22 protein-coding genes are annotated in these 23,187 nt (G+C 67.6%); 12 read left to right on the top strand and 10 right to left on the bottom strand.

The features are described from left to right. Positions 1 to 28 precede the first annotated feature (28 nt). The gene (gene xseA / locus F7R26_RS03630; protein ID WP_150988749.1) at positions 29 to 1,414 is read right to left on the bottom strand and encodes an exodeoxyribonuclease VII large subunit; all 1,386 of its coding nucleotides are present in this window, start codon (positions 1,412 to 1,414) and stop codon (positions 29 to 31) included. A gap of 1,064 nt (positions 1,415 to 2,478) precedes the next feature. On the opposite strand from xseA, the gene F7R26_RS03625 reads away from it, so the two are divergent. The 7 genes from F7R26_RS03625 to F7R26_RS03595 all read left to right on the top strand — a co-directional run bounded on the left by F7R26_RS03625 (position 2,479) and on the right by F7R26_RS03595 (position 7,822). Further along, a complete protein-coding gene (locus tag F7R26_RS03625; protein ID WP_006157938.1) occupies positions 2,479 to 3,099 on the top strand; it encodes a MotA/TolQ/ExbB proton channel family protein in 621 nt (206 codons plus the stop codon). A 6-nt stretch (positions 3,100 to 3,105) separates the two neighbouring features. Beyond that, entirely contained in the window at positions 3,106 to 3,534 is a 429-nt protein-coding gene (locus F7R26_RS03620; RefSeq protein ID WP_043344052.1) for an ExbD/TolR family protein, read from the top strand. Between the two features lie 224 nt (positions 3,535 to 3,758). Continuing rightward, the gene (lpxK, locus tag F7R26_RS03615) at positions 3,759 to 4,868 is read left to right on the top strand and encodes a tetraacyldisaccharide 4'-kinase (RefSeq protein ID WP_150988752.1); all 1,110 of its coding nucleotides are present in this window, start codon (positions 3,759 to 3,761) and stop codon (positions 4,866 to 4,868) included. Continuing rightward, positions 4,849 to 5,037, top strand: a complete 189-nt coding sequence (locus tag F7R26_RS03610; protein ID WP_150988755.1) for a Trm112 family protein — start codon at positions 4,849 to 4,851, stop codon at positions 5,035 to 5,037. The genes lpxK and F7R26_RS03610 overlap by 20 nt, the downstream gene beginning before the upstream one ends. A 12-nt stretch (positions 5,038 to 5,049) precedes the next feature. Beyond that, the gene (gene kdsB / locus F7R26_RS03605) at positions 5,050 to 5,859 is read left to right on the top strand and encodes a 3-deoxy-manno-octulosonate cytidylyltransferase (RefSeq protein WP_150988758.1); all 810 of its coding nucleotides are present in this window, start codon (positions 5,050 to 5,052) and stop codon (positions 5,857 to 5,859) included. 359 nt (positions 5,860 to 6,218) lie between these two features. Next, positions 6,219 to 6,884, top strand: a complete 666-nt coding sequence (gene adk / locus F7R26_RS03600; RefSeq protein WP_150988761.1) for an adenylate kinase — start codon at positions 6,219 to 6,221, stop codon at positions 6,882 to 6,884. Between the two features lie 179 nt (positions 6,885 to 7,063). Further along, complete coding sequence (locus F7R26_RS03595) at positions 7,064 to 7,822, top strand: 3-hydroxyacyl-CoA dehydrogenase (protein ID WP_150988764.1); 759 nt, start codon at positions 7,064 to 7,066, stop codon at positions 7,820 to 7,822. A gap of 27 nt (positions 7,823 to 7,849) precedes the next feature. On the opposite strand, the gene F7R26_RS03590 is transcribed toward F7R26_RS03595, so the two are convergent. Continuing rightward, positions 7,850 to 8,659: a helix-turn-helix transcriptional regulator gene (locus F7R26_RS03590; protein WP_150988767.1), complete on the bottom strand. Its 810-nt coding sequence runs from the start codon at positions 8,657 to 8,659 to the stop codon at positions 7,850 to 7,852. Positions 8,660 to 8,869: 210 nt separating this feature from the next. Here F7R26_RS03590 and F7R26_RS03585 point away from each other — a divergent pair, with 210 nt between their 5' ends. Then, the gene (locus F7R26_RS03585; protein WP_150988770.1) at positions 8,870 to 9,628 is read left to right on the top strand and encodes a class I SAM-dependent methyltransferase; all 759 of its coding nucleotides are present in this window, start codon (positions 8,870 to 8,872) and stop codon (positions 9,626 to 9,628) included. Positions 9,629 to 9,668: 40 nt separating this feature from the next. Here the strand turns inward: F7R26_RS03585 and F7R26_RS03580 are convergent, their stop codons facing one another. Beyond that, positions 9,669 to 10,577, bottom strand: coding sequence for a LysR family transcriptional regulator (locus tag F7R26_RS03580; protein ID WP_150988773.1), 909 nt, complete (start codon positions 10,575 to 10,577; stop codon positions 9,669 to 9,671). A 95-nt stretch (positions 10,578 to 10,672) separates the two neighbouring features. On the opposite strand from F7R26_RS03580, the gene F7R26_RS03575 reads away from it, so the two are divergent. Continuing rightward, positions 10,673 to 11,695 carry a bile acid:sodium symporter family protein gene (locus F7R26_RS03575; protein WP_150988776.1) on the top strand — a complete coding sequence of 341 codons (1,023 nt, stop codon included), beginning with the start codon at positions 10,673 to 10,675 and terminating at the stop codon, positions 11,693 to 11,695. A 77-nt stretch (positions 11,696 to 11,772) separates the two neighbouring features. On the opposite strand, the gene F7R26_RS03570 is transcribed toward F7R26_RS03575, so the two are convergent. Next, on the bottom strand, positions 11,773 to 13,278 hold the full coding sequence (locus F7R26_RS03570; protein WP_150988779.1) for an N-acetylmuramoyl-L-alanine amidase: 1,506 nt from the start codon (positions 13,276 to 13,278) through the stop codon (positions 11,773 to 11,775). Continuing rightward, the gene (tsaE, locus tag F7R26_RS03565; protein ID WP_150988782.1) at positions 13,272 to 13,784 is read right to left on the bottom strand and encodes a tRNA (adenosine(37)-N6)-threonylcarbamoyltransferase complex ATPase subunit type 1 TsaE; all 513 of its coding nucleotides are present in this window, start codon (positions 13,782 to 13,784) and stop codon (positions 13,272 to 13,274) included. The genes F7R26_RS03570 and tsaE overlap by 7 nt, the downstream gene beginning before the upstream one ends. A gap of 16 nt (positions 13,785 to 13,800) precedes the next feature. On the opposite strand from tsaE, the gene queG reads away from it, so the two are divergent. Further along, a complete protein-coding gene (gene queG / locus F7R26_RS03560) occupies positions 13,801 to 15,021 on the top strand; it encodes a tRNA epoxyqueuosine(34) reductase QueG (RefSeq protein ID WP_150988785.1) in 1,221 nt (406 codons plus the stop codon). Here the strand turns inward: queG and F7R26_RS03555 are convergent. After that, complete coding sequence (locus F7R26_RS03555; RefSeq protein WP_150988788.1) at positions 15,014 to 15,907, bottom strand: AEC family transporter; 894 nt, start codon at positions 15,905 to 15,907, stop codon at positions 15,014 to 15,016. The two genes, queG and F7R26_RS03555, sit on opposite strands and share 8 nt — an antisense overlap. A 122-nt stretch (positions 15,908 to 16,029) precedes the next feature. On the opposite strand from F7R26_RS03555, the gene F7R26_RS03550 reads away from it, so the two are divergent. Both F7R26_RS03550 and F7R26_RS03545 read left to right on the top strand, forming a co-directional pair. Continuing rightward, complete coding sequence (locus tag F7R26_RS03550; RefSeq protein ID WP_373887627.1) at positions 16,030 to 16,656, top strand: chalcone isomerase family protein; 627 nt, start codon at positions 16,030 to 16,032, stop codon at positions 16,654 to 16,656. Between the two features lie 137 nt (positions 16,657 to 16,793). Then, complete coding sequence (locus tag F7R26_RS03545; RefSeq protein ID WP_150988791.1) at positions 16,794 to 17,762, top strand: tripartite tricarboxylate transporter substrate binding protein BugE; 969 nt, start codon at positions 16,794 to 16,796, stop codon at positions 17,760 to 17,762. A 140-nt stretch (positions 17,763 to 17,902) separates the two neighbouring features. Here the strand turns inward: F7R26_RS03545 and F7R26_RS03540 are convergent, their stop codons facing one another. From F7R26_RS03540 to F7R26_RS03525, 4 genes are all read right to left on the bottom strand, one after another. After that, complete coding sequence (locus tag F7R26_RS03540; RefSeq protein ID WP_150988794.1) at positions 17,903 to 18,832, bottom strand: carbohydrate kinase family protein; 930 nt, start codon at positions 18,830 to 18,832, stop codon at positions 17,903 to 17,905. A gap of 44 nt (positions 18,833 to 18,876) precedes the next feature. Next, positions 18,877 to 20,535 (bottom strand): glucose-6-phosphate isomerase, encoded by a 1,659-nt coding sequence (pgi, locus tag F7R26_RS03535; RefSeq protein ID WP_150988833.1) that lies wholly within the window; start codon positions 20,533 to 20,535, stop codon positions 18,877 to 18,879. A gap of 104 nt (positions 20,536 to 20,639) precedes the next feature. Continuing rightward, positions 20,640 to 22,130, bottom strand: a complete 1,491-nt coding sequence (gene zwf, locus F7R26_RS03530) for a glucose-6-phosphate dehydrogenase (RefSeq protein WP_150988798.1) — start codon at positions 22,128 to 22,130, stop codon at positions 20,640 to 20,642. Between the two features lie 100 nt (positions 22,131 to 22,230). After that, positions 22,231 to 23,169, bottom strand: a complete 939-nt coding sequence (locus F7R26_RS03525; protein WP_416351320.1) for an ABC transporter substrate-binding protein — start codon at positions 23,167 to 23,169, stop codon at positions 22,231 to 22,233. Between the last annotated feature and the right edge of the window lie 18 nt (positions 23,170 to 23,187).

The raw sequence follows: 23,187 nt of genomic DNA, 5'->3' as shown, positions 1-23,187 counted from the left end.
GTCGGCGCCCCGCCGACGCGCGCCGGGCTTAGCGTTCCACCAGCCGGGGCTGAACGCTGGCGAGGCTGGCATCGGCCACGCCTTCGGCCAGATGGACTTCGATCACGGTGCCCGCGCGCAGCTCCGACGGTGAGCGCAAGGCACGTCCGCGCTGGTCCAGCAGCACAGCATAGCCGCGCTCCAGGGTGCGCTGCGGCGCCAGCACCTCGAGCGTGCCGGCGGCACGCTGCCAGCGCTGGCCGGCGCGCTCGACCTGACGCTGCGTGGCGTCGCGCAGGCGCAGCGCGGTGCGGCGCAGCTCGGCCTGGGCGAGGGCCAGGTCGGGGCGGCCGGCAGCCCAGCGCATGGCCAGCACCTGCTGGCGGTGCCGCTGGGCGGCCACGGTATCGCGCAGCGCAGAGCGCAGGTGACGCATGAGGTTGTCGACCTGCAGGCGGCGCTCCTGCAGCTGCGCTTGCGGGCTGCGCAGGCGGCGGGCCAGCCAGTCAAGGTTCTGGGCGCGGCGGTCGAGCTGGCGCTGCATGCACTGGGCCAGCGCGTCGCGCGCGCGGCTGGCTTGCAGCAGCATATGGCTGCGGTCCGGGCTGACCAGCTCGGCGGCGCCGGTGGGCGTGGGCGCGCGCACGTCGGCGACGAAGTCGGCGATGGTGAAATCGGTCTCGTGGCCCACGCCGGAGACCACCGGCACAGCGCAGCGCGCAATGGCCTGCGCCACGCTCTCCTCATTGAACGACCACAAGTCCTCGATGCTGCCGCCGCCGCGGCACAGGATCAACACATCGCATTCGTTGCGCTCGCTGGCGGTGTCGATCATGGCGGCGATCTTCGCCGCGGCGCCGGCGCCCTGTACCGGCACCGGGTAAACCACGACGGGCACATGCGGGGCACGCCGGCGCAGCGTGCTGATCACGTCGCGCAGGGCCGCCGCCTGCAGCGAGGTGATCACGCCAATGCTGCGGGCGTGGAACGGCAGCGGCCGCTTGCGCTCGGGCGCGAACAGCCCGGCCTGCGAGAGCTTTTCCTTCAGGCGCAGGAATGCCTCGTACAGATTGCCAAGGCCGGCGCGACGCATGCCCTCTACGCCGAGCTGCAGCTCGCCGCGCGCCTCATACATGGATACGAGCGCCCGCACCTCGACCGCCTCGCCCTCGCGCGGCGTGAAGTCGACATGCTGGTTGCGCCCGCGGAACATCACGCAGCGGATCTGGGCGCGCGCGTCCTTGAGCGAGAAATACCAGTGGCCGCTGGCGGCGCGTGTGAAATTTGAGATTTCGCCCCGGACCCAGGTCAGCGGGAAACTACGTTCCAGTACCTGGGCGATCGCGTGGTTCAGCTCTCCGACGGGAATCGCCTCACGCGCCCCGGGAGGGGCCATAGGCTGGGTTTCACGCGAAAAGTTCAGCGGGTCTGACATGGCGCACAGCCGGGCAAGCGGCGTGGAATTGACATGTCCACAGCATAACTGGTCTGTCAAGTCTCTTGGGGTGGGGGAGGCAATAACCCCGCAAAGCCGCATGACTTGACACAAGCCTTTGATTCTTATGCGCTTTCGGCTGTCTTATTTTTTAGGCAATGTAAGCAAACCCCTTATGCGTCAAACACTTACCGGCTGCGCCCCCGGCTTGTTCACAAAGTTATCCACAGGAACTCTGGACAACCTTGGGTAGAACGCGTTTTCTGTGGAAAACTATTTCCTGCCCGCCGGAAATGCCCATCCGGCGGCCAAAAGAGATCGCAAGGCCTCCTAACCGCGACATGGCGTGGCCATGTCCTGTGCATGAGCACGGAGACTGGAAAACACCGTGCAAATGGCCGTTGCCCATTTTTTAATCAGCATGTGTGAAGCGCTTTTCAATCAATGACTTAAGTGGCTTCTCAGATAGTTTTCCACAACCCGTCCACAAGACTGTCCCGGCGGAATGTGGAAAGGGGGAGACATGGCGGGATTTTTTCATTCACGAGGCGTCGGAGGCCCCCGCGAAGCCCATCTGGCGTGCCCTGCATATTATTTAGGCACCACGTATACCTGCCTTTCCAATCAATGACTTAGCTTTCTTTTCAGGCGTCTGTCCACAAACGGTCCACAGCACTGTCCTGTTTTAATGTGGATAGACCGGACTCCGGTTTTGGGCGTTTCGCGCCTCCCCGGAGGATGTCCGCGTCACCCGCCGCCTGCCCATTTTTTAAGCGAATCACAATTTTTCCTTATCAATCAGTGACTTGACCGCCTTGTCAGCCCTCTGTCCACAATTCATCCACAGCACTGTCCCTGTTCCATGTGGACATCCCGCCAGTCGCCGCCTCCGGCGGCTTGCGCGCACGATGCGCGGCAGACACACCGTGACGCTGCGTCTTGCCCCGCCCGGTGCTGCGGGTTAGAGTGGCGCCTGATTTTTTCGAACATTTTCGAACATAGCCAGCGCGCGCACGGCCGCGGCGCCTGGCATGAGCACACAAGCCGTTGACTCGGGGTTCCACGTGTTTTCCATCATTCAAGCTGCCGGCTGGCCGATCTGGCCCTTGTTGCTCGCCTCGGTCATCGCCCTGGCGCTGATTGTCGAGCGTTTCCTCAGCCTGAAGCGCAGCAAGGTGCTGCCGCCCAAGCTGTACGACGAAGCCCTGTCGGTGGCGCACCAGCGCCGCGCCACGCCGGAGGTGGTCAACACGCTGGAGCAGAACTCCCCGCTGGGCCGCGTGCTGGCCGCTGGCCTGCGCCATGTGGTGCTGCAGCCCCATACCTCCCGCGATGCCGCCAAGGAAGTGGTCGAGGAAGCCGGGCGCGCCGTGGCGCACGAGCTGGAGCGCTACCTGAACGCACTCGGCACGATCGCCTCGGTGGCGCCGCTGATGGGCCTGCTGGGCACCGTGATCGGCATGATCGAGATCTTCGGCAGCCAGGGTGGCGCCGGCGCCAGCCCCGAGCAGCTGGCACATGGCATCTCGGTGGCGCTCTATAACACCGCCTTCGGCCTGATCATCGCGATTCCGGCACTGATCTTCTGGCGCTACTTCCGCCGGCGCGTGGACGACTACGTGGCCGAGCTGGAATTCCGCGCCACCGCCTTCCTGGACGCCATCCTGCCGCAGCGCCGCGCCTGATACGCCATGCACTTCCGATCCCGCCAGCGGCGTGAAGAACCGGAGATCAACCTCATCCCGTTGATCGACGTCCTGCTCGTGATCCTGATCTTCCTGATGATCACGACCACGTACTCGCGCTATACCGAGCTGCAGATCCAGCTGCCGACCGCCGACGCCGAAAAGGCGCAGCAGCGCCCCGGCGAGATCGTGGTATCCGTATCCGCCAAGGGTGTCTATTCGATCAACAAGCAGGTCATGGACCAGCAGGACGTGACCAGCCTGGCCCAGCGCCTGCGCGAAGTAGCCGGCCCGGCCGATGGCCAGCCGCCCGTGCTGATCGTCAATGCGGACGCACAGGCCACGCACCAGTCCGTGATCAACGTCATGGAAGCCGCCCGCCTGGCCGGCCTGCCCCGCCTGACCTTCGCCACGCAGAGCTCGCAGGCGCGCTGAGCGGCCCGGCGCGGAGGATGCAATCCCCCGCGGCGAGCCGCACCTTGCGGCGGGCGCCGCAAGGTGCCCATAATGACTGGGTAGCTCGCTTGCGTTCCCCCGCCATGAGGCAATGAGGCGATGACGCAATGTCGCCATCGTGCCGGCGCGCCGAGCTACCGTGCCCGGCCCCACCCCTGTTCTTTTCAACGCAGCATTACCGCCCAGCCCTGCCTACCACGCCCATGCCCGCTCCCCGCAACGCCCTTGCCGACTTCGTGACCGCCCAGTGGCAACGCCGCGGCTGGTTCGCCTGGCTGATGCTGCCGCTGTCGTGGGTGTTCGGCCTGGTCAGCGGCTGGCGGCGCCTGGCATACCGGCGCGGCTGGTACAGCTCGACGCGCCTGCCGATGCCGGTGGTGGTGGTCGGCAATGTCACCGTGGGCGGCACCGGCAAGACCCCCGCGGTGATCGCGCTGGCCCATGCACTGGCCGAGTCCGGCCTGCGCCCGGGCGTGGTCTCGCGCGGCTACGGCGTCAAGCTCAAGCATCCGCGCCGGGTCAAGCCCACCTCGCAGGCCAAGGACGTGGGTGACGAGCCGCTCTTGATCGCGCGCGCCACCGACGTGCCGGTCTGGGTCTTCCCCGACCGGGCGCTGTGCGCGCAGACCATGCTGGTCTCGCATCCCGGCGTCAACGTGCTGCTGCTCGACGATGGCCTGCAGCACTACAAGCTGCAACGCGACTTCGAGATCGTGATGTTCGATTCGCGCATGGGCGGCAACGGCTTGCTGCTGCCGGCCGGCCCGCTGCGCGAATCGCTCTCGCGCCGTCGCGACGCCACCCTGATCAACGACCCGGACTTCCGCCCCAGCCCGGACCAGCCGGATGTCTATGGCATGCGCCTGGTGCTGGACGATGCCTGGCAACTGGCTGACCCGACCATGGCCAAGCCGTTGTCGGCGTTTGCCGGGCAGCGGGTGCTGGCTGCCGCCGGCATCGGCAACCCCGAGCGCTTCTTTGCCAGCCTGCGCGCAGCCGGCCTCGCGCCGGACACCATGCCCCTGCCGGACCACTACGACTTCGCCGAAGACCCGTTCGCCGGCGATCCTGTCGCGCAGGCGGCCGATGCGATCCTGATCACCGAGAAGGATGCCGTAAAATGCGAGCGCCTCAGTGACCCGCTGGACCCGCGGATCTGGGTCGTCCCCACCACGCCCGTGATCGACGCGGGCCTGATCGAAAAAATTCGCCGCGCCGTCGCCGCGCATGCCCAGGCCGCTCCCACGGCGCCGGGCGCCGCGACCGCCGCCGGCCACACCAAGGAAACCCGAGATGGACAACCGGCTGCTTGAAATCCTGGTCTGCCCGCTGTGCAAGAGCAAGCTGGAATATGACCGCGCCGCCCAGGAACTGATCTGCCAGGTCGACAAACTGGCCTATCCGATCCGCGATGGCATTCCCATCATGCTGGCCGATGAGGCACGCCAGACCGTGCCGGGCCGGCTGGTCACGCCGGAATAAGCGGCTCGCACCATGTCGCTGCCCGCTTTTACCGTCGTCATCCCTGCGCGCCTGGCTTCAACCCGGCTGCCCAACAAGCCGCTGGCCGATATCGGCGGCAAGCCCATGATCGTGCGCGTGGCCGAGCGCGCCCATGCCTCGTCGGCGCAGCGCACGGTGGTCGCCACCGACGCGCCCGAAGTGGCGGCAGCCTGCGCGGCGCACGGCATCGAAGCCGTGATCACGCGTGCCGACCACCCCTCGGGCACCGACCGCCTGGCCGAAGTGGCGACATGGCTAGGCCTGCCGGACGACGCCATTGTGGTCAATGTGCAGGGCGATGAGCCGCTGATCGAGCCCAGCCTGATCGACGAGGTGGCACTGCACCTGGCGCACCATGCCGATTGCGCCATCGCCACCGCCGCGCATCCGATCCGCGAAATTGCCGAGGTGTTCAACCCCAATGTGGTGAAAGTGGTGTGCGACGGCGCCGGCCGCGCGCTGTATTTCTCCCGCGCGCCGATCCCCTGGGCCCGCGACGCCTGGGCCGGCGTGCCGGCCGCGGCGGCGGCCACCGCCCAGGTGGCCTTGCCAGCCATGCCGGTATTGCGCCACATTGGCCTGTATGCTTACCGCGCCGGATTCCTGCGGCGCTTTCCCACGCTGGCGCTGTCGCCGGTGGAGCAGACCGAAGCGCTGGAGCAGTTGCGCGCGATGTGGCATGGCGAGCGCATCGGCGTGCTGGAAACAGCGGCTGTGCCCGCGCCGGGCGTTGACACGCAGGCCGACCTGGACCGCGTGCGTGCGCTGTGGGCGCAGGCCATGGCGCAGGAAGGCCCCTGAGCGCACTTGGCGCGGCCGCCGGCTGCGGCGGTCATCGCATGACCTACGACATAAGTCATGACAGATGTCACCGCAGCGGCAAGCCGATTTCGCGCCGCCTCATGGCATAATGCTTGACGATACAGAGCCGTCGGGCGCCCGGGCGTCCGGCCAAGGCTCGGTGGGGAGATGAAAAGTGAGCCCGATCGGTACCCGCCCGCCGCCAGCGGCAGAGGCGTCAGCGTGCCGGCCGTCAACAGACCAGACTCCGACCTGAGGCGCGCCGTCCCGACGGCGTTGGTAAGCCTCGCGTCAAGTTTCGGCGTTACCCTCCTTCCATTCCCCCTGCCATACAAGATTCAAAACTCTGAGGACCCGTAATGCGTTTGATCCTGTTGGGCGCGCCTGGCGCCGGCAAAGGCACGCAAGCCCAGTTCATCTGCGAGAAGTTCGGCATCCCCCAAATCTCCACCGGCGACATGCTGCGCGCCGCGGTGAAGGCTGGCACGCCGCTAGGCGTGGCCGCCAAGAAGGTGATGGACGCGGGTGGCCTGGTGTCGGACGACATCATCATCGGCCTGGTCAAGGACCGCCTGCAGGCGGCCGATTGCAAGGACGGCTATCTGTTCGATGGCTTCCCGCGCACCATTCCGCAGGCCGAGGCCATGAAGGAAGCCGGCGTGGCGATCGACTACGTGCTGGAAATCGACGTGCCCTTCGATGCCATCATCGAGCGCATGAGCGGGCGCCGCGTGCACGTGGCATCGGGCCGCACCTACCACGTCAAGTACAACCCGCCCAAGGTGGACGGCGTGGACGACATCACCGGCGAAGCACTTATCCAGCGCGACGACGACAAGGAAGAGACCGTCAAGAAGCGCCTCGACGTGTACTCCCAACAGACCCGCCCGCTGGTGGATTACTACTCCAAGTGGGCCGCCAATGGCGACGCCACCGCCAAGGTGGCACCGCCGCAGTACCGCAAGATCGCGGGCGTTGGCAGCGTGGAAGACATCACTTCGCGTGTGTTCGAAGCACTGAAGTAAGCCGCGCGCCTCCGGCGCCGCAGGTGGAAAAGGCGACCCTCGGGTCGCCTTTTTTATTGCCGCCGCCATCCGCGGAGATCGCATCGCCGAATTGACGTTTACGTAAACGTTATGCCAACATGCCGTACCTGCAGCGCCAGAAAACCAAAAGACCACACATCCAAGCGAGGAAGACAACGATGGAAATCCGCGACAACGTATTTATCGTCACCGGCGGCGCCTCCGGGCTCGGCGAGGGCAGCGCCCGCATGCTGGCCGCCGCGGGCGGCAAGGTGGTGATCGCCGACCTTAACGAAGCTGCCGGCACCGCGCTGGCCGCCGAACTGGGCGGGAAGTTCGTGCGCTGCGACGTCAGCAGCGAGGCCGACGGGCAAGCCACCGTGGCGGCAGCCACCGCGCTGGGCCGCCTGGCAGGGCTGGTCAATTGCGCCGGCATTGCCACCGCCAACAAGACGGTGGGCAAGAACGGCCCGCACCCGCTCGACGCCTGCGACAAGACCATCCGCGTCAACCTGATCGGCACCTTCAACATGATCCGGCTGGCTGCCGCGGCCATGGTGCAGAACACGCCCGACGCAGAAGGCGAGCGTGGCGTGATCATCAACACGGCATCGGTGGCGGCCTTCGACGGCCAGATCGGGCAGGCCGCCTACGCGGCCTCCAAGGGTGGCGTGGTCGCCATGACGCTGGCCATCGCGCGCGACCTGTCGCGCGACGGCGTGCGCTGCATGACGATTGCTCCGGGGCTGTTCGAGACGCCGATGCTGCTGGGCATGCCGCAGGAAGTGCAGGACGCGCTCGGCAAGATGGTGCCGTTCCCGCCGCGCCTGGGCCGCCCGGCCGAGTACGCGAAGCTGGTGGGCTCCATCATCACCAACCCCATGCTCAACGGCGAAGTGATCCGGCTCGACGGCGCCATCCGCATGCAGCCGAAGTAATGCCGTCCGGGCCGTTGCCGGCAGGTTTCACGCCGGCATCAGCATCACCAGCGTCAGGCCCGGCGCGGCGGCCGGCACCAGCGTGAGCTGCTCGAAATGCAAGAGCCCGCGCAATGGATGCTGAAAGCCGCGGCGCCCGCCCTGCCGCTCTTCCACATCCTGCGACAGCCAGTCGGCCCGGAACACCGGGCTCTGGGCAATGAGCCCCTCCACCAGCGCGCGCATCGGCGGATCGTCGGCATGGCGGATGCTGTGCGCGCGAAACTCCGACACCAGCCGCGCCGCCCGGTGCGGCCAGTCCTCCACCAAGGCCTGCAAACCCGGCGACAAAAACATGCTGCGCAACAGGTTGCGGTCTTCGCTGGCGGGATCGAGCCAGCCCACGAACAGGTCGGCGGCAGCGGCATTCCAAGCTAGCGCGCTCCATTGCCGGTCTAGCAGGTAGGCTGGGCCGTTGATGGCCTCCACGCTGGCGAGGACGGCTGCTGGCGCGTGTTCGTCCTGCGCCTGCATAGGGTCGCGCCGGCCCGCCAGCTCAAACAGGTAGGCCCGTTCCGCGCGCGACAGCCGCAGTGCGCCGGCCAGGCTGGCCAGCGCGCGGGCCGACAGCGCCACCGGCCTGCCCTGTTCCAGCCACGTCACCCAGGTGGCGCTAAGGCCGGCGAGCTGCGCCAGCTCCTCGCGGCGCAAGCCCGGCGTGCGCCGCCGCCGGCCGGGTGCCAGGCCAACTTCGGCCGGGGCCAGGCGCTCGCGGTGCGCCCGCAGGAAGCGGCCCAGCACGGCTTCGCGCGTGAGTTCATGTGGCTTGGCGGGATCGGGGGGCGCGTATTCTGTCATGGAGGGCTGAGCGGGCAATGCAGGTAGCCGGGCAAAAGCTCAAAAACTCAAAAGCTGGTGCGTTTTATACCAGGATAAAACCCTGACTTGTACCGGGAAAACAGGCTGCTACAGTACGTCGAACCCGTTACGCGGGCAAGCCCCCGTCACCAATCCCCCGGTCCCCGGTCACCAGAACCCACTAGCGGCCATTGCCGCCAGGAGAGCCATATGCAACAACAAGAACTCGTTGCCGCCCAGTTCGGCGCCACCGCCAGCGCCTATCTCACCAGCGCGGTCCACGCCCAGGGCGCGGACCTGCAGCAGCTTGCACAGGAACTGGCGGCGCTGCCCGCGGCGCAGGTGCTCGACCTGGGTTGCGGCGCGGGCCACGCCAGCTTTGCCGCAGCGGGGGTCGCAGCGCAAGTGACGGCTTACGATCTGTCGGCGGAAATGCTGGCGGTCGTGGAAGGCGCGGCGCGCGACAAGGGGCTGGCGAACATCCGCACCCGCCAGGGCGCCGCGGAATCGCTGCCCTTTGACGATGCTAGCTTCGACGCGGTGATCTCGCGCATGAGCGCGCACCACTGGCGCAAAGTGCCGGCGGCGCTGGCGGAGATGTACCGGGTGCTCAAGCCGGGCGGCAAGGTCGTGCTGATCGATATCGCCGGCTCGGACGACCCGCTGCCCGACACCTGGCTGCAATCGGTGGAGTTGCTGCGCGACCCGTCGCATATCCGTGACTACACCGCTACCGAGTGGAAAGCGATGCTGGAGGCTGCGGGCTTCACGGCCAGCGTTTCGCCGGCCTGGCGCATCGAGCTGGAGTTCGCCACCTGGGTGCAGCGCATGCGCACGCCGCCCGTGGCGGTAGCCGCCATCCAGCACCTGTGGCAACTGGCACCGGCGGAAGTACGCGACCACTACCTCGTCAAGGCCGACGGCAGCTTTGCGCTGGAAGCGGTGATGGTCACGGCAACGCGCGGTTAAGCCCGTAAGCTGCCAAGCAACCGAGCCAGGCGGGGGCCCATCATTGCGCCATGGCCGGCTCGGCCGGCAATGGCAGGCTCTGCACCATCTGCCACACGGCGGCGGCCGAAGGCGACAAGGAACGGTCCTCCCGGCAGACCATGACGATGCGCCGTTCCTCGCGCGGCGTGAGCGGCCGCCAGACCAGAGGAGACGCCGCCGGCAGCGGCAGCGAAAACGAGGGCAGGACAGAAGCGCCGATGCCGGCCTCGACCATGCCAAACACGCTGGCCGAATGCCCCAGCTCCTGCACCACGCTAGGCGCCACGCCATGGCTGGCGAAAATGCGGTCGATCAGGGGCCGGCTGCCCGAGGCGAAATCCAGCAGCACCAGCGGCATGCCGTCCAGTGCGGACCACGGCACCGAGTCGGCATTGGCCAGCGGGTGATCGCGCCGGCACACGAAGCAAAACGGATCGGTCGCCAGTGGCGCGATGGTCAAGCCTTCATGCGCCAAAGGATCGATCAAGACGCCAAAGTCCACGGCCCCCGCGCGGATCTGCTCGAGGCCATCGGCCTGCACGTTGTCGCGCACGCTGAGGCGGATATCCGGATACTGGCGCGCGCAGGTCGAGACATACAGCGGCATCAGCCGCGCGGAAATCGTGGGTGCACTGGCAATCACAACCCGGCCACGATAGCGCTCGCCAAGCTGGCGCGTTTCTTCCAGCGTATCGTCCAGCTGGCCAAGCAGGCGCTCGATGGCAGGCGCCAGGGCCTGGCCCGCGTCGGTCACCAGCACCTCCCGCGTGGTGCGGTCGAGCAAGCGCACGCCAAGTGCCTCTTCCAGCTCGGCAACGCCCCGGCTGACCGCGGGCTGCGTCAGGCCAACCGCGTCCGCGGCACGGCTGAAACTGCCATGCGCGACCACGGCGAGGAAGACCCGCAACTGGCGCAATGTGTAATTCATGCGTTTATGAGATGAATGGATGCGATAAATGAATTTGCATTCTAGGCTTCGGTGGCGTCCAATACCAGACGAAACCCTTATCCAACCTTGCTGTCATGCCCGCCATCCTCTCACCCTTCAAGAAAATCTACGACCTGATCGACGGGTTCGTATTGATCATGCTGAGCGCCATCGGCATTGCGCTGCTGGCCCCGCAAATCGGCGCCGGCGACGGCCCGCTGCACCTGGGCATGGTCACCAACCTGGGCGTGGCCCTGGTGTTCTTCCTGCATGGCGCCGCGCTGTCGCGCGACAAGCTGGTGGCCGGCGCGCGCCACTGGCGCCTGCATGCCTTCGTGCAGAGCTTCACCTACATCGTTTTCCCGGTGGTCGGGCTGGCGTTGATGTTCGGCCTGCGCAACATGCTGCCTGCCGAGCTGCTGCTGGGCGTGTTCTACCTGTGCGCGCTGCCGTCCACCGTGTCGTCGTCCGTGGCGATGACCTCGATGGCGCGCGGCAACGTGCCCGGCGCAATCTTCAATGCCACCATCTCGGGCCTGATCGGCATGGCCGTCACGCCGCTGCTGATGGGCCTGGTGATCAGCGCCAGCGGCGCCTCGATGCCGCTGGGCAAGGCGCTGACCGGCGTGGCGCTGCAACTGCTGCTGCCGTTCGCGCTCGGCCAGCTGGCCCGCCCGCTGATCGGCAGCTGGCTGGCCAAGAAAAAGCAGATCACCAACAAGATCGACCGCGGCGTGATCGTGCTGATCGTCTATTCGTCGTTCTGCGACGCCACCGCCGCCGGCCTGTGGCACAAGTACAGCTGGGAAACCATCGGTGCCGTGATGGCGCTCGCCGCCGTGCTGCTGGTGGTGATCCTGGCCACCACCACCTTCACCGCGCGCCGCCTCGGCTTCTCGGTGGAAGATGAGATCACCGCGGTGTTCTGCGGCTCCAAGAAGAGCCTGGCTAACGGCATCCCGATGGCCAAGATCCTGTTTGCCGGCCATCCGGCGCTGGGCCTGCTGGTGCTGCCGCTGATGGTCTACCACCAGTTGCAGCTGATCGTGTGCTCGGTGATTGCCTCGCGCTACGCCAGCCGCGACGCGCTGCCCGACGGGACTACCGCCCGCGCCTGAGTCTTGGCGCGCGGCACGGCAAACGAAAAACGGCCGGCAACGATGTTGCCGGCCGTTTTGCTTTCAGGCGCCGCCTCTTACACCGACGGATTCTTCGCCAGCGGCGGATTGCGCGCGAAGTAGTTCTTGATGCCACGCAGGATGGCGTTGGCCAGTTGCTCCTGGTGGCTCTCGTCGTTGAGCTTGCGCTCTTCCTCGGGATTGCTGATGAAAGCGGTCTCGACCAGGATCGACGGGATATCCGGCGCCTTCAGCACGGCAAAGCCCGCCTGCTCCACGCTGCCCTTGTGCAGCCGGTTGACGCCGCCGATCTCCGCCAGCACGGCCTTGCCCACCTGCAAGCTGTCGTTGATCTGGGCGGTCGTGGACAAGTCCAGCAGCACCCGCGCCACCTGCGCATCCTTGTTGCCCATGTTGGCGCCGCCGATCAGGTCGGAGGCGTTCTCCTTGTTGGCCATCCAGCGCGCGGCGGTGCTGGACGCGCCGCGCTCGGACAAGGCGAACACCGAGGCACCCTTGGCTTCCGGCGAGAGGAAGGCATCGGCGTGGATGGACACGAACAGGTCGGCCTGCACCCGGCGCGCCTTCTGCACGCGCACGTTGAGCGGCACGAAGAAGTCCGCGTCGCGCGTCATCATGGCGCGCATATTGGGCTGGGAGTCGATCTTGGCGCGCAGCCGCTGCGCGATCTGCAGCACCACGTCTTTCTCGCGCGAGCCGGACGCGCCGGTGGCGCCGGGATCCTCGCCACCATGGCCGGGATCGATCGCGACGGTCAGCAGGCGGCGCATCTTGAAGGAACGGTCCGCCGGCGGGTTGTTGGCAGGCAGGGCCGCAGGCGGGTTGTTCTGCGCCAGCGGCGGTGCCGACGGCACCGCTGGTGAGGAAGGTGCCGGCGGCCTGGGCTTGACGGCTGCCATCGGTGGCAGGGCCGGCACCGGGTTGGCGCCCTTGTCCTCGAACTTGCGCACCAGTGCGCCGATGGCGTCTTCCTCGCCGGAGGCAGGCGCGCCGGACACGCCGTCCGCGCCGGCCGGGGGCTGCGTGGCGGCAAACCTGCGCTGCTTGTCCTCGGTGTCGCGCACCAGCGTCCACAAGGGATCCGGCGGATTGACGGGGTACAGGTCAAACACCAGGCGGTTGCGGTAGCTGCCGATCGGCGCCAGCGTGAACACCTGCGGCGAGACGTTTTCCTTCAGGTCGAACACCAGCCGTACCACGCGCGGCCGGTTCTGGCCCACGCGCACGGTCTGGATATAGGGATCGTTGGAGGTGATCTTGGCCACCAGCTCGCGCAGGGTGGGCGAGAGATCGAGGCCATCGATGTCCACCACCAGCCGGTCGGGGCCGTGGATCATCTGGTGGACGGCGGCCAGCGGCTCATCGGATTCGATGGTGACGCGGGTGTATTCCTCGGCGGGCCAGACCCGCACCGCGACGATGCCGGCGCCAAAGGCGATCTGTGGCCCGGCCAGCGTGAGCACCACGCTGCCGGCGCCGGCCTTGAGGCACTGCGCCAGCCATTTGCGGCGGGCCAGCTGGATATCGTCGGGTCGGTCGGTGGCGAGTCGCTTGATCAGCATGCGCAAAGCAGGGTAAGTCCAGTCTGAGTATAGGCACGAAGCGTAACGATACGGCGTTCGGCCGCGTCGTCGGCGTCGCTGTTGTCCGATTGGAGCAACAAGTGAAGGTCCGGTTCCCCAAGCAAGCGCCCGGCTTTCTCCGGCCATTCCACCAGGTTCACGGCCGGTTCGGCAAAACAATCACGAAAACCGGCGTCGGCCCACTCCTCCGGATCGGCGAAGCGGTACAGGTCAAAGTGGTAGGCGGTCAGCGGCGAGCCATCGGCGCGCGTGACTGAATATGGCTCGCACAGCGTGTAGGTAGGGCTGCGCACCTTGCCCGCGTGGCCTAGCGCGCGCAGGATGGCGCGCGACAGCGTGGTCTTGCCGGCGCCAAGGTCACCCGAGAGCTGCAGGTGCACGGTCTGGGGCGGCAGCTTGCGCACGGCCTCGGCCAGCGCCGCGCCCAGCCGGGCGGTGGCCGCTTCGTCGGGCAGGTTGAGTGTGCGTTCTTGGAGCAGGGGCATTGCGTACAATTCGGGAATGATCGACCGAGCAGCCCAGACGCCAACCGCCTCGCCCCCTCCTGCCAGCAGCGCCGCCCACGGGGCAGCGCCTGGCCTTGCGCCGCCCCTGGCGTCGTCCGTTGTGCATGCAGGCACGGACGCCGCCGGGCTGGAGGCGCTGGTGGGCTCGATCCGGGCCTGGGGCACGGAGCTCGGCTTCGATGCGCTCAGCATTGCCGACGTGGATCTGAGCCGGGCTGAAGCAGGATTGTTGGCGTGGCTGGCGCAGGGCTACCACGGCGACATGGATTATATGGCGAACCACGGCTTGCGGCGCGCCCGTCCCGCCGAACTCGTGCCCGGCACGGTGCGCGCCATCGTGGCGCGCATGCCGTACCTGCCCGCCGCGCTCCCGCACGACTGGCGCGCCCATGAACTTGCCCGGCTCGACGACCCCGCCACCGCCGTGGTCTCGCTCTACGCGCGGGGCCGCGATTATCACAAGGTGCTGCGCAACCGCCTGCAGCAGCTCGCCAGCCGCATCGAAGCCGCCATCGGCCCGTTCGGCTATCGTGTGTTCACCGACTCGGCGCCGGTGATGGAGGTGGCGCTGGCCGCGCAGGGCGGGCTGGGCTGGCGTGGCAAGCACACGCTGCTGCTCGACCGCGATGGCGGCTCGATGTTCTTCCTCGGCGAGATCCTGGTCGATGTGCCCTTCCCCGCCGATGCGCCGGAACCCGGCCACTGCGGCAACTGCCGCCGCTGCATCGATATCTGCCCGACCCAGGCCATCCTGGAACCCTACCGGATCGACGCGCGCCGCTGCATCTCCTACCTGACCATCGAGCACAAGGGCGCCATCCCCGAGGCACTGCGCGCGCCAATGGGCAACCGCGTGTACGGCTGCGACGACTGCCAGCTGGCGTGCCCGTGGAACAAGTTCGCTCACCGCGCCACGCTGCCGGACTTCGACGTGCGCAATGGCTTCGACGCGCCCGACATGGCCGAGCTGTTCGGCTGGACGGAGGCGGAATTCAACCAGCGGCTGGAAGGCAGCCCGATCCGCCGCATCGGCCATGAACGCTGGCTGCGCAACCTGGCAGTGGGGCTGGGCAACAGCCTGCGCGCAGCGATGGCCAGCGGCGACACGGCGCTGGCCACGCGCATCCGCGCGGCGCTCGGCGCGCGCCAGGCCGAGGCGAGCCCGCTGGTACGCGAGCATATCGACTGGGCGCTGGCCCAGGCGCCCGCTAACTGACGAGAGACAGCCAGAACGGCGTGGTGACGATGGCCGCCACGGTCATCACCGAGATCGTCGCCGCCACCATCGGCCCGTTGCCGCCCATGCGCACGGCCAGGATATAGGCGCTCGACGCCGTCGGCAGCGAGGCAAACAGCACCGTGATCTGCAACTGCAGCTCGGTCAGCGGCAGCAAGCGCCCCACCGCCCAGGCAAAGCAGGGCATGGCCACCAGCTTGACGCCGCTCCACCACGCCACCGGGCCGAGCGCCCCTGTCACCCCGCTCATCTGCAGGCCCGCGCCGACCGTCATCAGCCCCAGCGCGGTGGACGCGGAACCCAGCCGGGCCAGCGTCATGCCCACCACCTCGGGCGGGTGCAGGCCCACCAGGTTGGTCAGCAAGCCCCCCGCGGTGGCGAGGATCAGCGGGTTGCGCGCCAGCTCGCGCCACAGGCGGGTCTCGCCGTGACGGGCCAGCGCCCATACCGCGGCCACATTGCACAGCGGCACCGTGCAGCCGACGATCACCGCCATCATGGCCAGCCCCTCGCTGCCGCCCAGGCGCGCGGCCAGCGCCAGCCCGATATAGGAATTGAAGCGGAATGCAGTCTGCAGGCCGGAAGCGAAATCGAGCGGCGCCAGCCGCATCGCCCATTTGACGGCATAGCCGCCCACCATGCCGAAGGCGGTGGTCAACAGCGCCAGGCCGAGCATGGCCGACGTGGAGGAAAAATCGAACCTGGCGCTGTTGGTGGACTGCAACAGCAGCGCGGGGAAGAGCACGAAATACACCAGGCGCTCCACCCCGGCCCAGAACGCGCGGTCGAACGGGGAATAGCGCACCAGCAGCCAGCCGATCAGGATCAGGCTGAAATCCGGCACCAACAGGAGAGCAGAAGACATCGGTTCGTTCTAGTTATTGTGATGGCCGCCGCGCACGCCAAGTGCAGCCTAGGGCAGATACCAATTGGTATTGTTTCAGAAATCGCGGACTATGACACGTTCCGTCGTACCGTCCAGCCTTTATGTTTTCCCGTCGTACCCCGTTCGCGTGCGAACCGCTCGTCCGCCGCGCCAGCCTGCTGGCGCTCACCCTCTGCGTGGGCGCCGCCCTGGCTATGGCGCCGGAGCCCGCGCGCGCCAACGAAATCGAGGGCATGCGGATCGACGACGCCACCCGGGTCGGCGGCAAGGAGCTGCAGCTCAACGGCACCGGCCTGCGCTCGATGTTCATCATCAAGGGCTATGTGGCCGCGCTTTACCTGCCGGAGAAGGCGCGCAACGCGACCGTCGTGCTGGGCGACCACGGCCCCAAGCGCCTGCAGATCCGGCCGCTGCGCGAGGTGCCATCCGATGCCTTTATCAAGGCCCTGAACGAAGGGATCCGCGAAAACCACAGCGAGGTCCAGTTCCAGCGGCTGTCCGAGCGCCTGTTCCAGCTGCGCCAGACCATGGAGCAGATGGGCACCGCCCGCAAGGGCGATGTGATCAATTTTGACTTTTCGCCCGATGGCGGCACCGTGGTCGCCATCAACGGCACGCCGCGCGGCAAGCCGATCCCGGGCGAAGATTTCTACCAGGCCGTGCTGCGCATCTTCCTTGGCGACCATCCGGTCGACCGGGATCTCAAGCGCGGGCTCCTGGGCGGTTAGCCCCCGGGCGGCCTCCAGGCCCGCCCGCCAGAACTCACGCCGCCGGCTTCAAAGCCCCGCCACCGCGGCAGCGTCGCCGGCGTTCTTTACCTTGGGCGGATATCCCCGCCCGGTCCTTTGACGGGAGACACAATCTCATGCAAACCAGCAAAATCGTCCTGGCCCTTGGCCTGGCAGCAGCAGCCTCCGTGGCGCAGGCGCAAAGCTTCCCGACCAAGCCGATCCGGCTGATCATCCCGTTTGCGCCCGGCGGCACGACGGACATCGTGGGCCGTGGCGCGGCCGACCAGATGAGCCGCATCCTGGGCCAGCCCGTGGTGGTGGAAAACCGCGCCGGCGGGGGCGGCTCGATCGGCGCCGACGCCATCGCCAAGGCCGCGCCCGACGGCTACACCATCGGCATCTCCACGGTCTCCACCATGGCGGTCAACCCGGCCTGCAACCCCAAGCTGTCGTACGACCCGATCAAGGACTTCAAGCCCGTCACCAACCTGGCCAACGTGGCCAACGTCATCGCGGTCAACCCGAACTTCCCGGCCAAGGACTACAAGGAGTTCCTGGCTGTGCTCAAGGCCAATCCGGGCAAGTATTCGTACGCGACCTCCGGCACCTGCGCCTTCGGCCACATGCTGGGCGAGCAGTTCAAGGTCTCGACCAAGACCTTCATGGTCCATATCCCCTACCGCGGCGCGGGCCCGGCGCTGAACGACGTGCTGGCCGGCCAGGTGCCGATCATGGTCGACAACCTGCCCTCCTCGATGCCCTACATCAAGGCCGGCAAGCTGCGCCCGATCGTGGTGGCATGGAACAAGCGCATCGACTCCCTGCCGAACGTGCCGACCTTCGGCGAGCTCGGCCTGAAGGAGCCGAACGACCCGGCCTGGTACGGCCTGGTGGCCCCGGCCGGCACGCCTGACGAAGTCATCAAGAAGCTGAACGAAGCAGCGGTCAAGGCGCTGCAGGACAAGGACTTCCAGCAGCGCCTGCGCACTGCCGGCGCGGAACCTTCGGGCAACACCCCGGCAGAGCATGCGGCGGAGATCAAGAAGGAATTCGAGAAGATGAAGACGCTGGTGAAGGTGCAGAACATCAAGCTGGAGCAGTGATCTCGGTGTCAAACCCGCGGCACTAGCCGAAGCCGGCGAGCAGGCCAACGCCGCGCGCCATGACGACGGCTGTCTCTCCCTCTCCCCTCATGGGGAGAGGGAGAGACAGCCGAGAGCACGACAAGGCAGATCCTGTTTTATCAGGCCAGAACCACCGCCTCGCCCAGCAGCACCCTCACCTCGGCCACCGTCGGCGAATACGCCCCTGCACGCGTGGCCGCCACCGCCGCGGCAGCGGCAGCCCATCGCGCCTGCCGCGCCAGCGTCGCCTCGGGGTCCAGCAGCAATCCCGCCATCCATCCGCCCATTGCAGCGTCGCCGCAGCCAACGGTATCCACCACGTCGACGGCGAAAACCGGCTGCTCACAAGCACCATCGCCATGAAACAGCGTCATGCCATCCGCGCCGCGCGTCAGCAGCACGCGCGCCTGCGGCGCCAGCGCCCTGAGCGCGGCGAGCGCGGCGTGTTCGTCCAGCGCGGGGTACAGGCCGCGCAGGTCTTCGTCCGATACCTTGATGTAGTCCGCCAGGCCAGCCATATGCGCAAAGACGGCCTGATACGCCGGCGCGCGCATGGGCGTGCGGAAGTTGGGATCGAAGGCGATGCGCTTGCCTGCGGCCCTGGCCTGTGTGGCTTCCGTGCACAGGCGCGCGGCGAGCGGCTGGCGCGCGAGGCTGAGCGAGCCGAAGTGCACGGTGCGCGCGGCCTGGCGCCAGCCCGGCGGCAAGCGCTCGGGATCGAAGTAGAGATCGGCGCTGTCGTCGCCGACGAAGAAGTACTGCGGCGGGTGCTGCGCGCCGACAAACGCCAGCAACGGCGAGCGCTCCACGCGCTGCAGGAAGCGCAGGTCCAGGCCGGCCTCGGCACTGGCCTCGGCTAGCTGGTCGCCCAGCGTGTCGGCGCTGATCGCACCGGCAAAGGCGGTGGGCACGCCCAGCCGCGCGCCCACGCGGGCCACGTTCCAGCACGAGCCGCCGGGCAGGCCGAGCCAGCCCTGCCCGCCCTGGTGGACCATATCGGTCAATGCCTCGCCAAAGACGACGTAGGCTGGCCATGATGTCGTTGTCATTGCATCCTCTTTCTCGTGTTTCCCAGCGCGTACGCTGCCGCGCGTCAGCCTTGCCAGGCCGATGCCGCGGCCAATGCGCGCCGGATCAGGCCGGCGGTGGAAGCATCATGCGGGCGGGCCGGCCCGCCGTCGAGCTCGCAGGCGATCGGCGCGGCAAGCTGCTTGCCGAGTTCCACGCCCCACTGGTCGAACGAGTTGATATTCCACAGCACGCCCTGCACGAAGGTGCGGTGCTCCGAGAGCGCGATCAATGCGCCCAGATGATACGGATCGAGCCGCTGCAGCAACAGCGTGTTGCTGGGGCGGTTGCCCTCGAACACCATGTGCGGCACCAGCGCTTCGTCCTGCACGCCGAGCGCCCTGACCTCTTGCGCGGTGCGCCCGCGCAGCAACGCCTCGCCTTGCGCAAAGCAGTTGGCGAGCAGCTTGCCGTGGTGGCCCGGCATCGGGTGCACCGGCTCCAGCGCGGCGATGAAATCCACCGGCATCCAGTGCGAGCCCTGGTGCACCATCTGGAAGTAGGCGTGCTGTCCATTGGTGCCCGTGGTGCCCCACACCACCGGCGCGGTGCCTTGCGCGGCGGCGGCACCATCGAGCTGCACGGACTTGCCGTTGCTCTCCATCTCGAGCTGCTGCAAAAAGGCTGGCAGCAGCTCAAGCGGCTCGCAGTACGGCGCCACGCAGCGGCTGCCGGTGCCCAGGAAGCTGCGATACCACACGTCGAGCAGGCCGAGGATCATCGGCATGTTTTGCGGCGCGTCGGCCTCGGCGAAATGCCGGTCCATGGCGCGGGCGCCGTCGAGCAACTGGCGAAAGCGCGCAAAGCCAACAGCCAGCGCAATGGACAACCCCACCGCGGACCACAGCGAGAAGCGCCCGCCCACCCAGTCCCAGAACGGGAACATATTGGCGGGGTCGATGCCGAACGCGGCCACCGCTTGCCGGTTGGTGGAGACCGCGACGAAGTGGCTGGCCAACTGCGCCTGCGGCACGCCGTGGCGCAGGAACCAGGTGCGCGCGGTGTGCGCGTTGGCCATGGTTTCCAGCGTGGTGAAGGTCTTGGAGCAAACCACCACCAGCGTGCTGGCGGCGTCCAGCCGAGCGAGCACGGCGGCAAGATCGCTGCCATCCACGTTGGCGACAAAATGCAGGCGCGGCCCTTCGGTGTCCAGGTGCGCGAGCGCGCGGCAGACCATGCGCGGGCCGAGGTCCGAGCCGCCGATGCCGATATTGATCACGTCGGTGATCCGGCGGCCATTCCAGCCGCGCCACGTGCCGCCGCGCACCGCGTCGGCAAAACGCTCCATCTGGGAGAGCACCGCAGCCACGTCGCCGGCCACCGCCACGCCCTGCGCGTGAAAGCCGTCCTGCGGCCACGCGCGCAGCGCCATATGCAGCGCGGCGCGCCGCTCGGTGGTGTTGACGGCTTCGCCGCGGTACATGGCATCGCGCCGCGCGCTCACGCCGGCCTCGTCGGCCAGCGCGAAGAGCAGCGCCATGGTGGTGTCGGTGACACGGTTCTTGGCGTAGTCCAGCGTCAGGCCAGCCGCCTCGGCCACGAAGCCGGCGCCACGGGCTTCGCCCTGCTGGCCGTCGAACCAGTCGCGCAGGTGGGCATGGCGAATGGTTTGCGCATGCGCTTGCAGCCGCTGCCAGGTCGGCAGGGAACGAGGTCCTTCGGATATCGGGGATATCGGGGACATCGGGGACATAGGGGACATCGGGGACATCGGGGACATCGAGGGCACCGGGAACATCGTGGACATCGAATCAACTCCTGTACTTCAGACTGGCTTCACAACGCGTCTCACAGCTCTTCATGCCACACCGCGCCATCGCGCGAGGGCAGCGCGCTCGACGCCGCCGGCCCCCAGGTGCCGGCGGTGTAGAGCTTGGGCGCGAGATTGCTCTGCGCCCAGGCCTGCTGGATCGGCGCGACCCAGCGCCAGGCCTGCGCCTGCTCGTCGCGCCGCACGAACAGCCCGAGCCGCCCGCGGATCACGTCCAGCAGCAGCCGCTCGTAAGCGCCGGTCTTGCGCTCATTGCGATTGCCCTGGCCGCGCGGCAGCATGCGTTGCAGGTCCAGCGTGGCGGGCTGCAGCGCCTGCGTGTCGCCGGGATGCTTGACCAGGAAATGCAGGCGGATGCTTTCCTCCGGCTGCAGCGTGATCACCAGCCGGTTGCCGGGCTCGTGGTCCAGCGGACGCGGGAACAGCGAGTACGGCACGTCGCGGAACTGGATCACGATCTCGGCCAGGCGCGACTGCATGCGCTTGCCGGTGCGCAGGTAGAACGGCACGCCGGCCCAGCGCCAGTTGGCAACCTCCGCCTTGATCGCGACGAAGGTCTCGGTCTGGCTGTCGGGCGCGACGGCCGGCTCGTTCACATAGCCCGGCACGGCGTCGCCGGCCGCGGCGCCACGGCAGTATTGCCCGCGCACCACCTTCTCGGCGACCTCGTTCAACGCGATGGGCTTGAGCGCCTTGAGGATCTTCAGCTTCTCGTCGCGGATCGCGTCCTCCGACAAGCTGGCCGGTGGCTCCATCGCCACCATGCACAGCAGTTGCAGCAGGTGGTTCTGCACCATGTCGCGCAGCGCGCCGATGCCGTCGTAGAATGCGCCGCGCTTTTCCACGCCGATTTCCTCGGCGATGGTGATCTGCACGTCGCGCACCCATTCGCGCCGCCACAGCGGTTCGAACAGGACATTGCCAAAGCGCATCGCCATCAGGTTCTGCACCGACTCCTTGCCCAGGTAGTGGTCGATGCGGTAGATCTGGTCTTCGGCGAAGTGTTGCGCCACCGCGGAGTTGATCGCATCGGACGAGGCCAGATCGTGGCCCAGCGGCTTTTCCAGCACGATGCGCACGCCCGCGTGGTTCAGGCCGGTGCGCGCCAGTTGCTCGCAGATCGGCACGAACAGCTGCGGGCCGGTGGCCAGGTAGAACACCACCACCGGCGCGGCGCGGGCACGGACCAGCTCGGCGAGTGCATCGAAGCCCTCCGGCGCGTTGGCGTCCACCTGCAGGTAGAGGATGCGCGCGACAAAGGCCTGCCAGACTTCGGCCGCCGCGGCGGCCGGCAGCGCCGGACGCACCTTGGACTCCAGCATGGCCAGGTAGGCGTCCTGGCCGAGCGGCTGGCTGCCGAGTGCGAGAATGCGCCCGCGCGGGTGCAGCGAGCCCACGCAGTGCGCATCGAACAGCGCCGGCAGCAGCTTGCGTGTGGCCAGGTCGCCGGTGCCGCCGAACAGCACGAAGTCGAATTCGGGGACTGCGCCTACAGCATTGTTTGGCATGGTTTCACCAGTCGGATGGTCGGTTGGTCGGTTGGTCGGTTGGTCGGTTCATCGGCTATCAGGGAATTCGGTTGTCAGTTGAGCGCGGGCCGCCGCCCCGCTAGCGCGGCGCCGCCCAGCCCTTGTACGCGTTCACATTGGCTCGCGTCACCAGTGTGGGCGGCAACAACACGGTGCGGTTTACGGGCGCCTGGCCATGCATCAGCCCCACGCCGATCTCCACCGCGGTGCGGGCGATGGCCCACGGGTCCTGGCTGGCCGAGGCCTGCACCAGCGTGTTGGCCTTGAGCGCGGCCTCGATATCGGGCGCGCCGTCGACAGACGCGATCAGGATGCCACGGCGGTTCAGCTGACGCGCGGCCAGGTCAGCGCCGACAGCCTGCGGGTCGTTGATGGTGAAGACCGCGTCGATCCTGGGGAAGCGGGTCAGGTAAAGCTGCATGACATTGAGGCCGCCCTCGCGCGAGCCCTTGCCATCCTGGTCATCGGAGAGCACGTGGATGCCGGGGTGCTTGCCCAGCACCGTCTTGCAGCCCTTCACGCGATCCAGCACGGCAGACACCGGCGGGCCATTCTGGATGATGAGGTTACCGCGCCCGCCCAGCTGCTCGGCGAGGAAGGCGCAGGCCAGTTCGCCGGCCTGCGTGTTGTCGGTCTGCACCGTGGCGTCGGCGCCCGCCGCCGCCACGTCCACCGCCACCACCACGATACCGGCCTTGCGGGCCTTCTTCACCGCGGGCTCGATGGCGCGCGCATCGGCCGCGTTGATCAGGATCAGGTCCACCTTCGACACGATAAAGCTATCGATATGCGAGAACTGCTTGTTGAGGTCATAGTCGGCGGACAGCACCGTGACCTTGGCATCCGGGTTGATCTTCTTGGCGGCGGCTTCGGCGCCATGCGCCAGCGCGACAAAGTACGGGTTGCCGAGCGAGCCGAGCGTGACGCCGACTTTTTTCAGCGGCCGTTGCGCGGCCTCGCTCGCCGGTGCGGCGTCCGGCGCGTTCTGTGCGGCTGCGCCGGCGCACAGCAAGCTCATTGCCGCCATCGCCAGTGC

The sequence above is a fragment of the Cupriavidus basilensis genome, from assembly GCF_008801925.2.
Classification (GTDB): Bacteria; Pseudomonadota; Gammaproteobacteria; order Burkholderiales; family Burkholderiaceae; genus Cupriavidus; species Cupriavidus basilensis.
The sequence above is the reverse complement of the archived record's forward strand: the minus strand, read 5'-3'. Positions and strand labels throughout refer to the sequence as shown.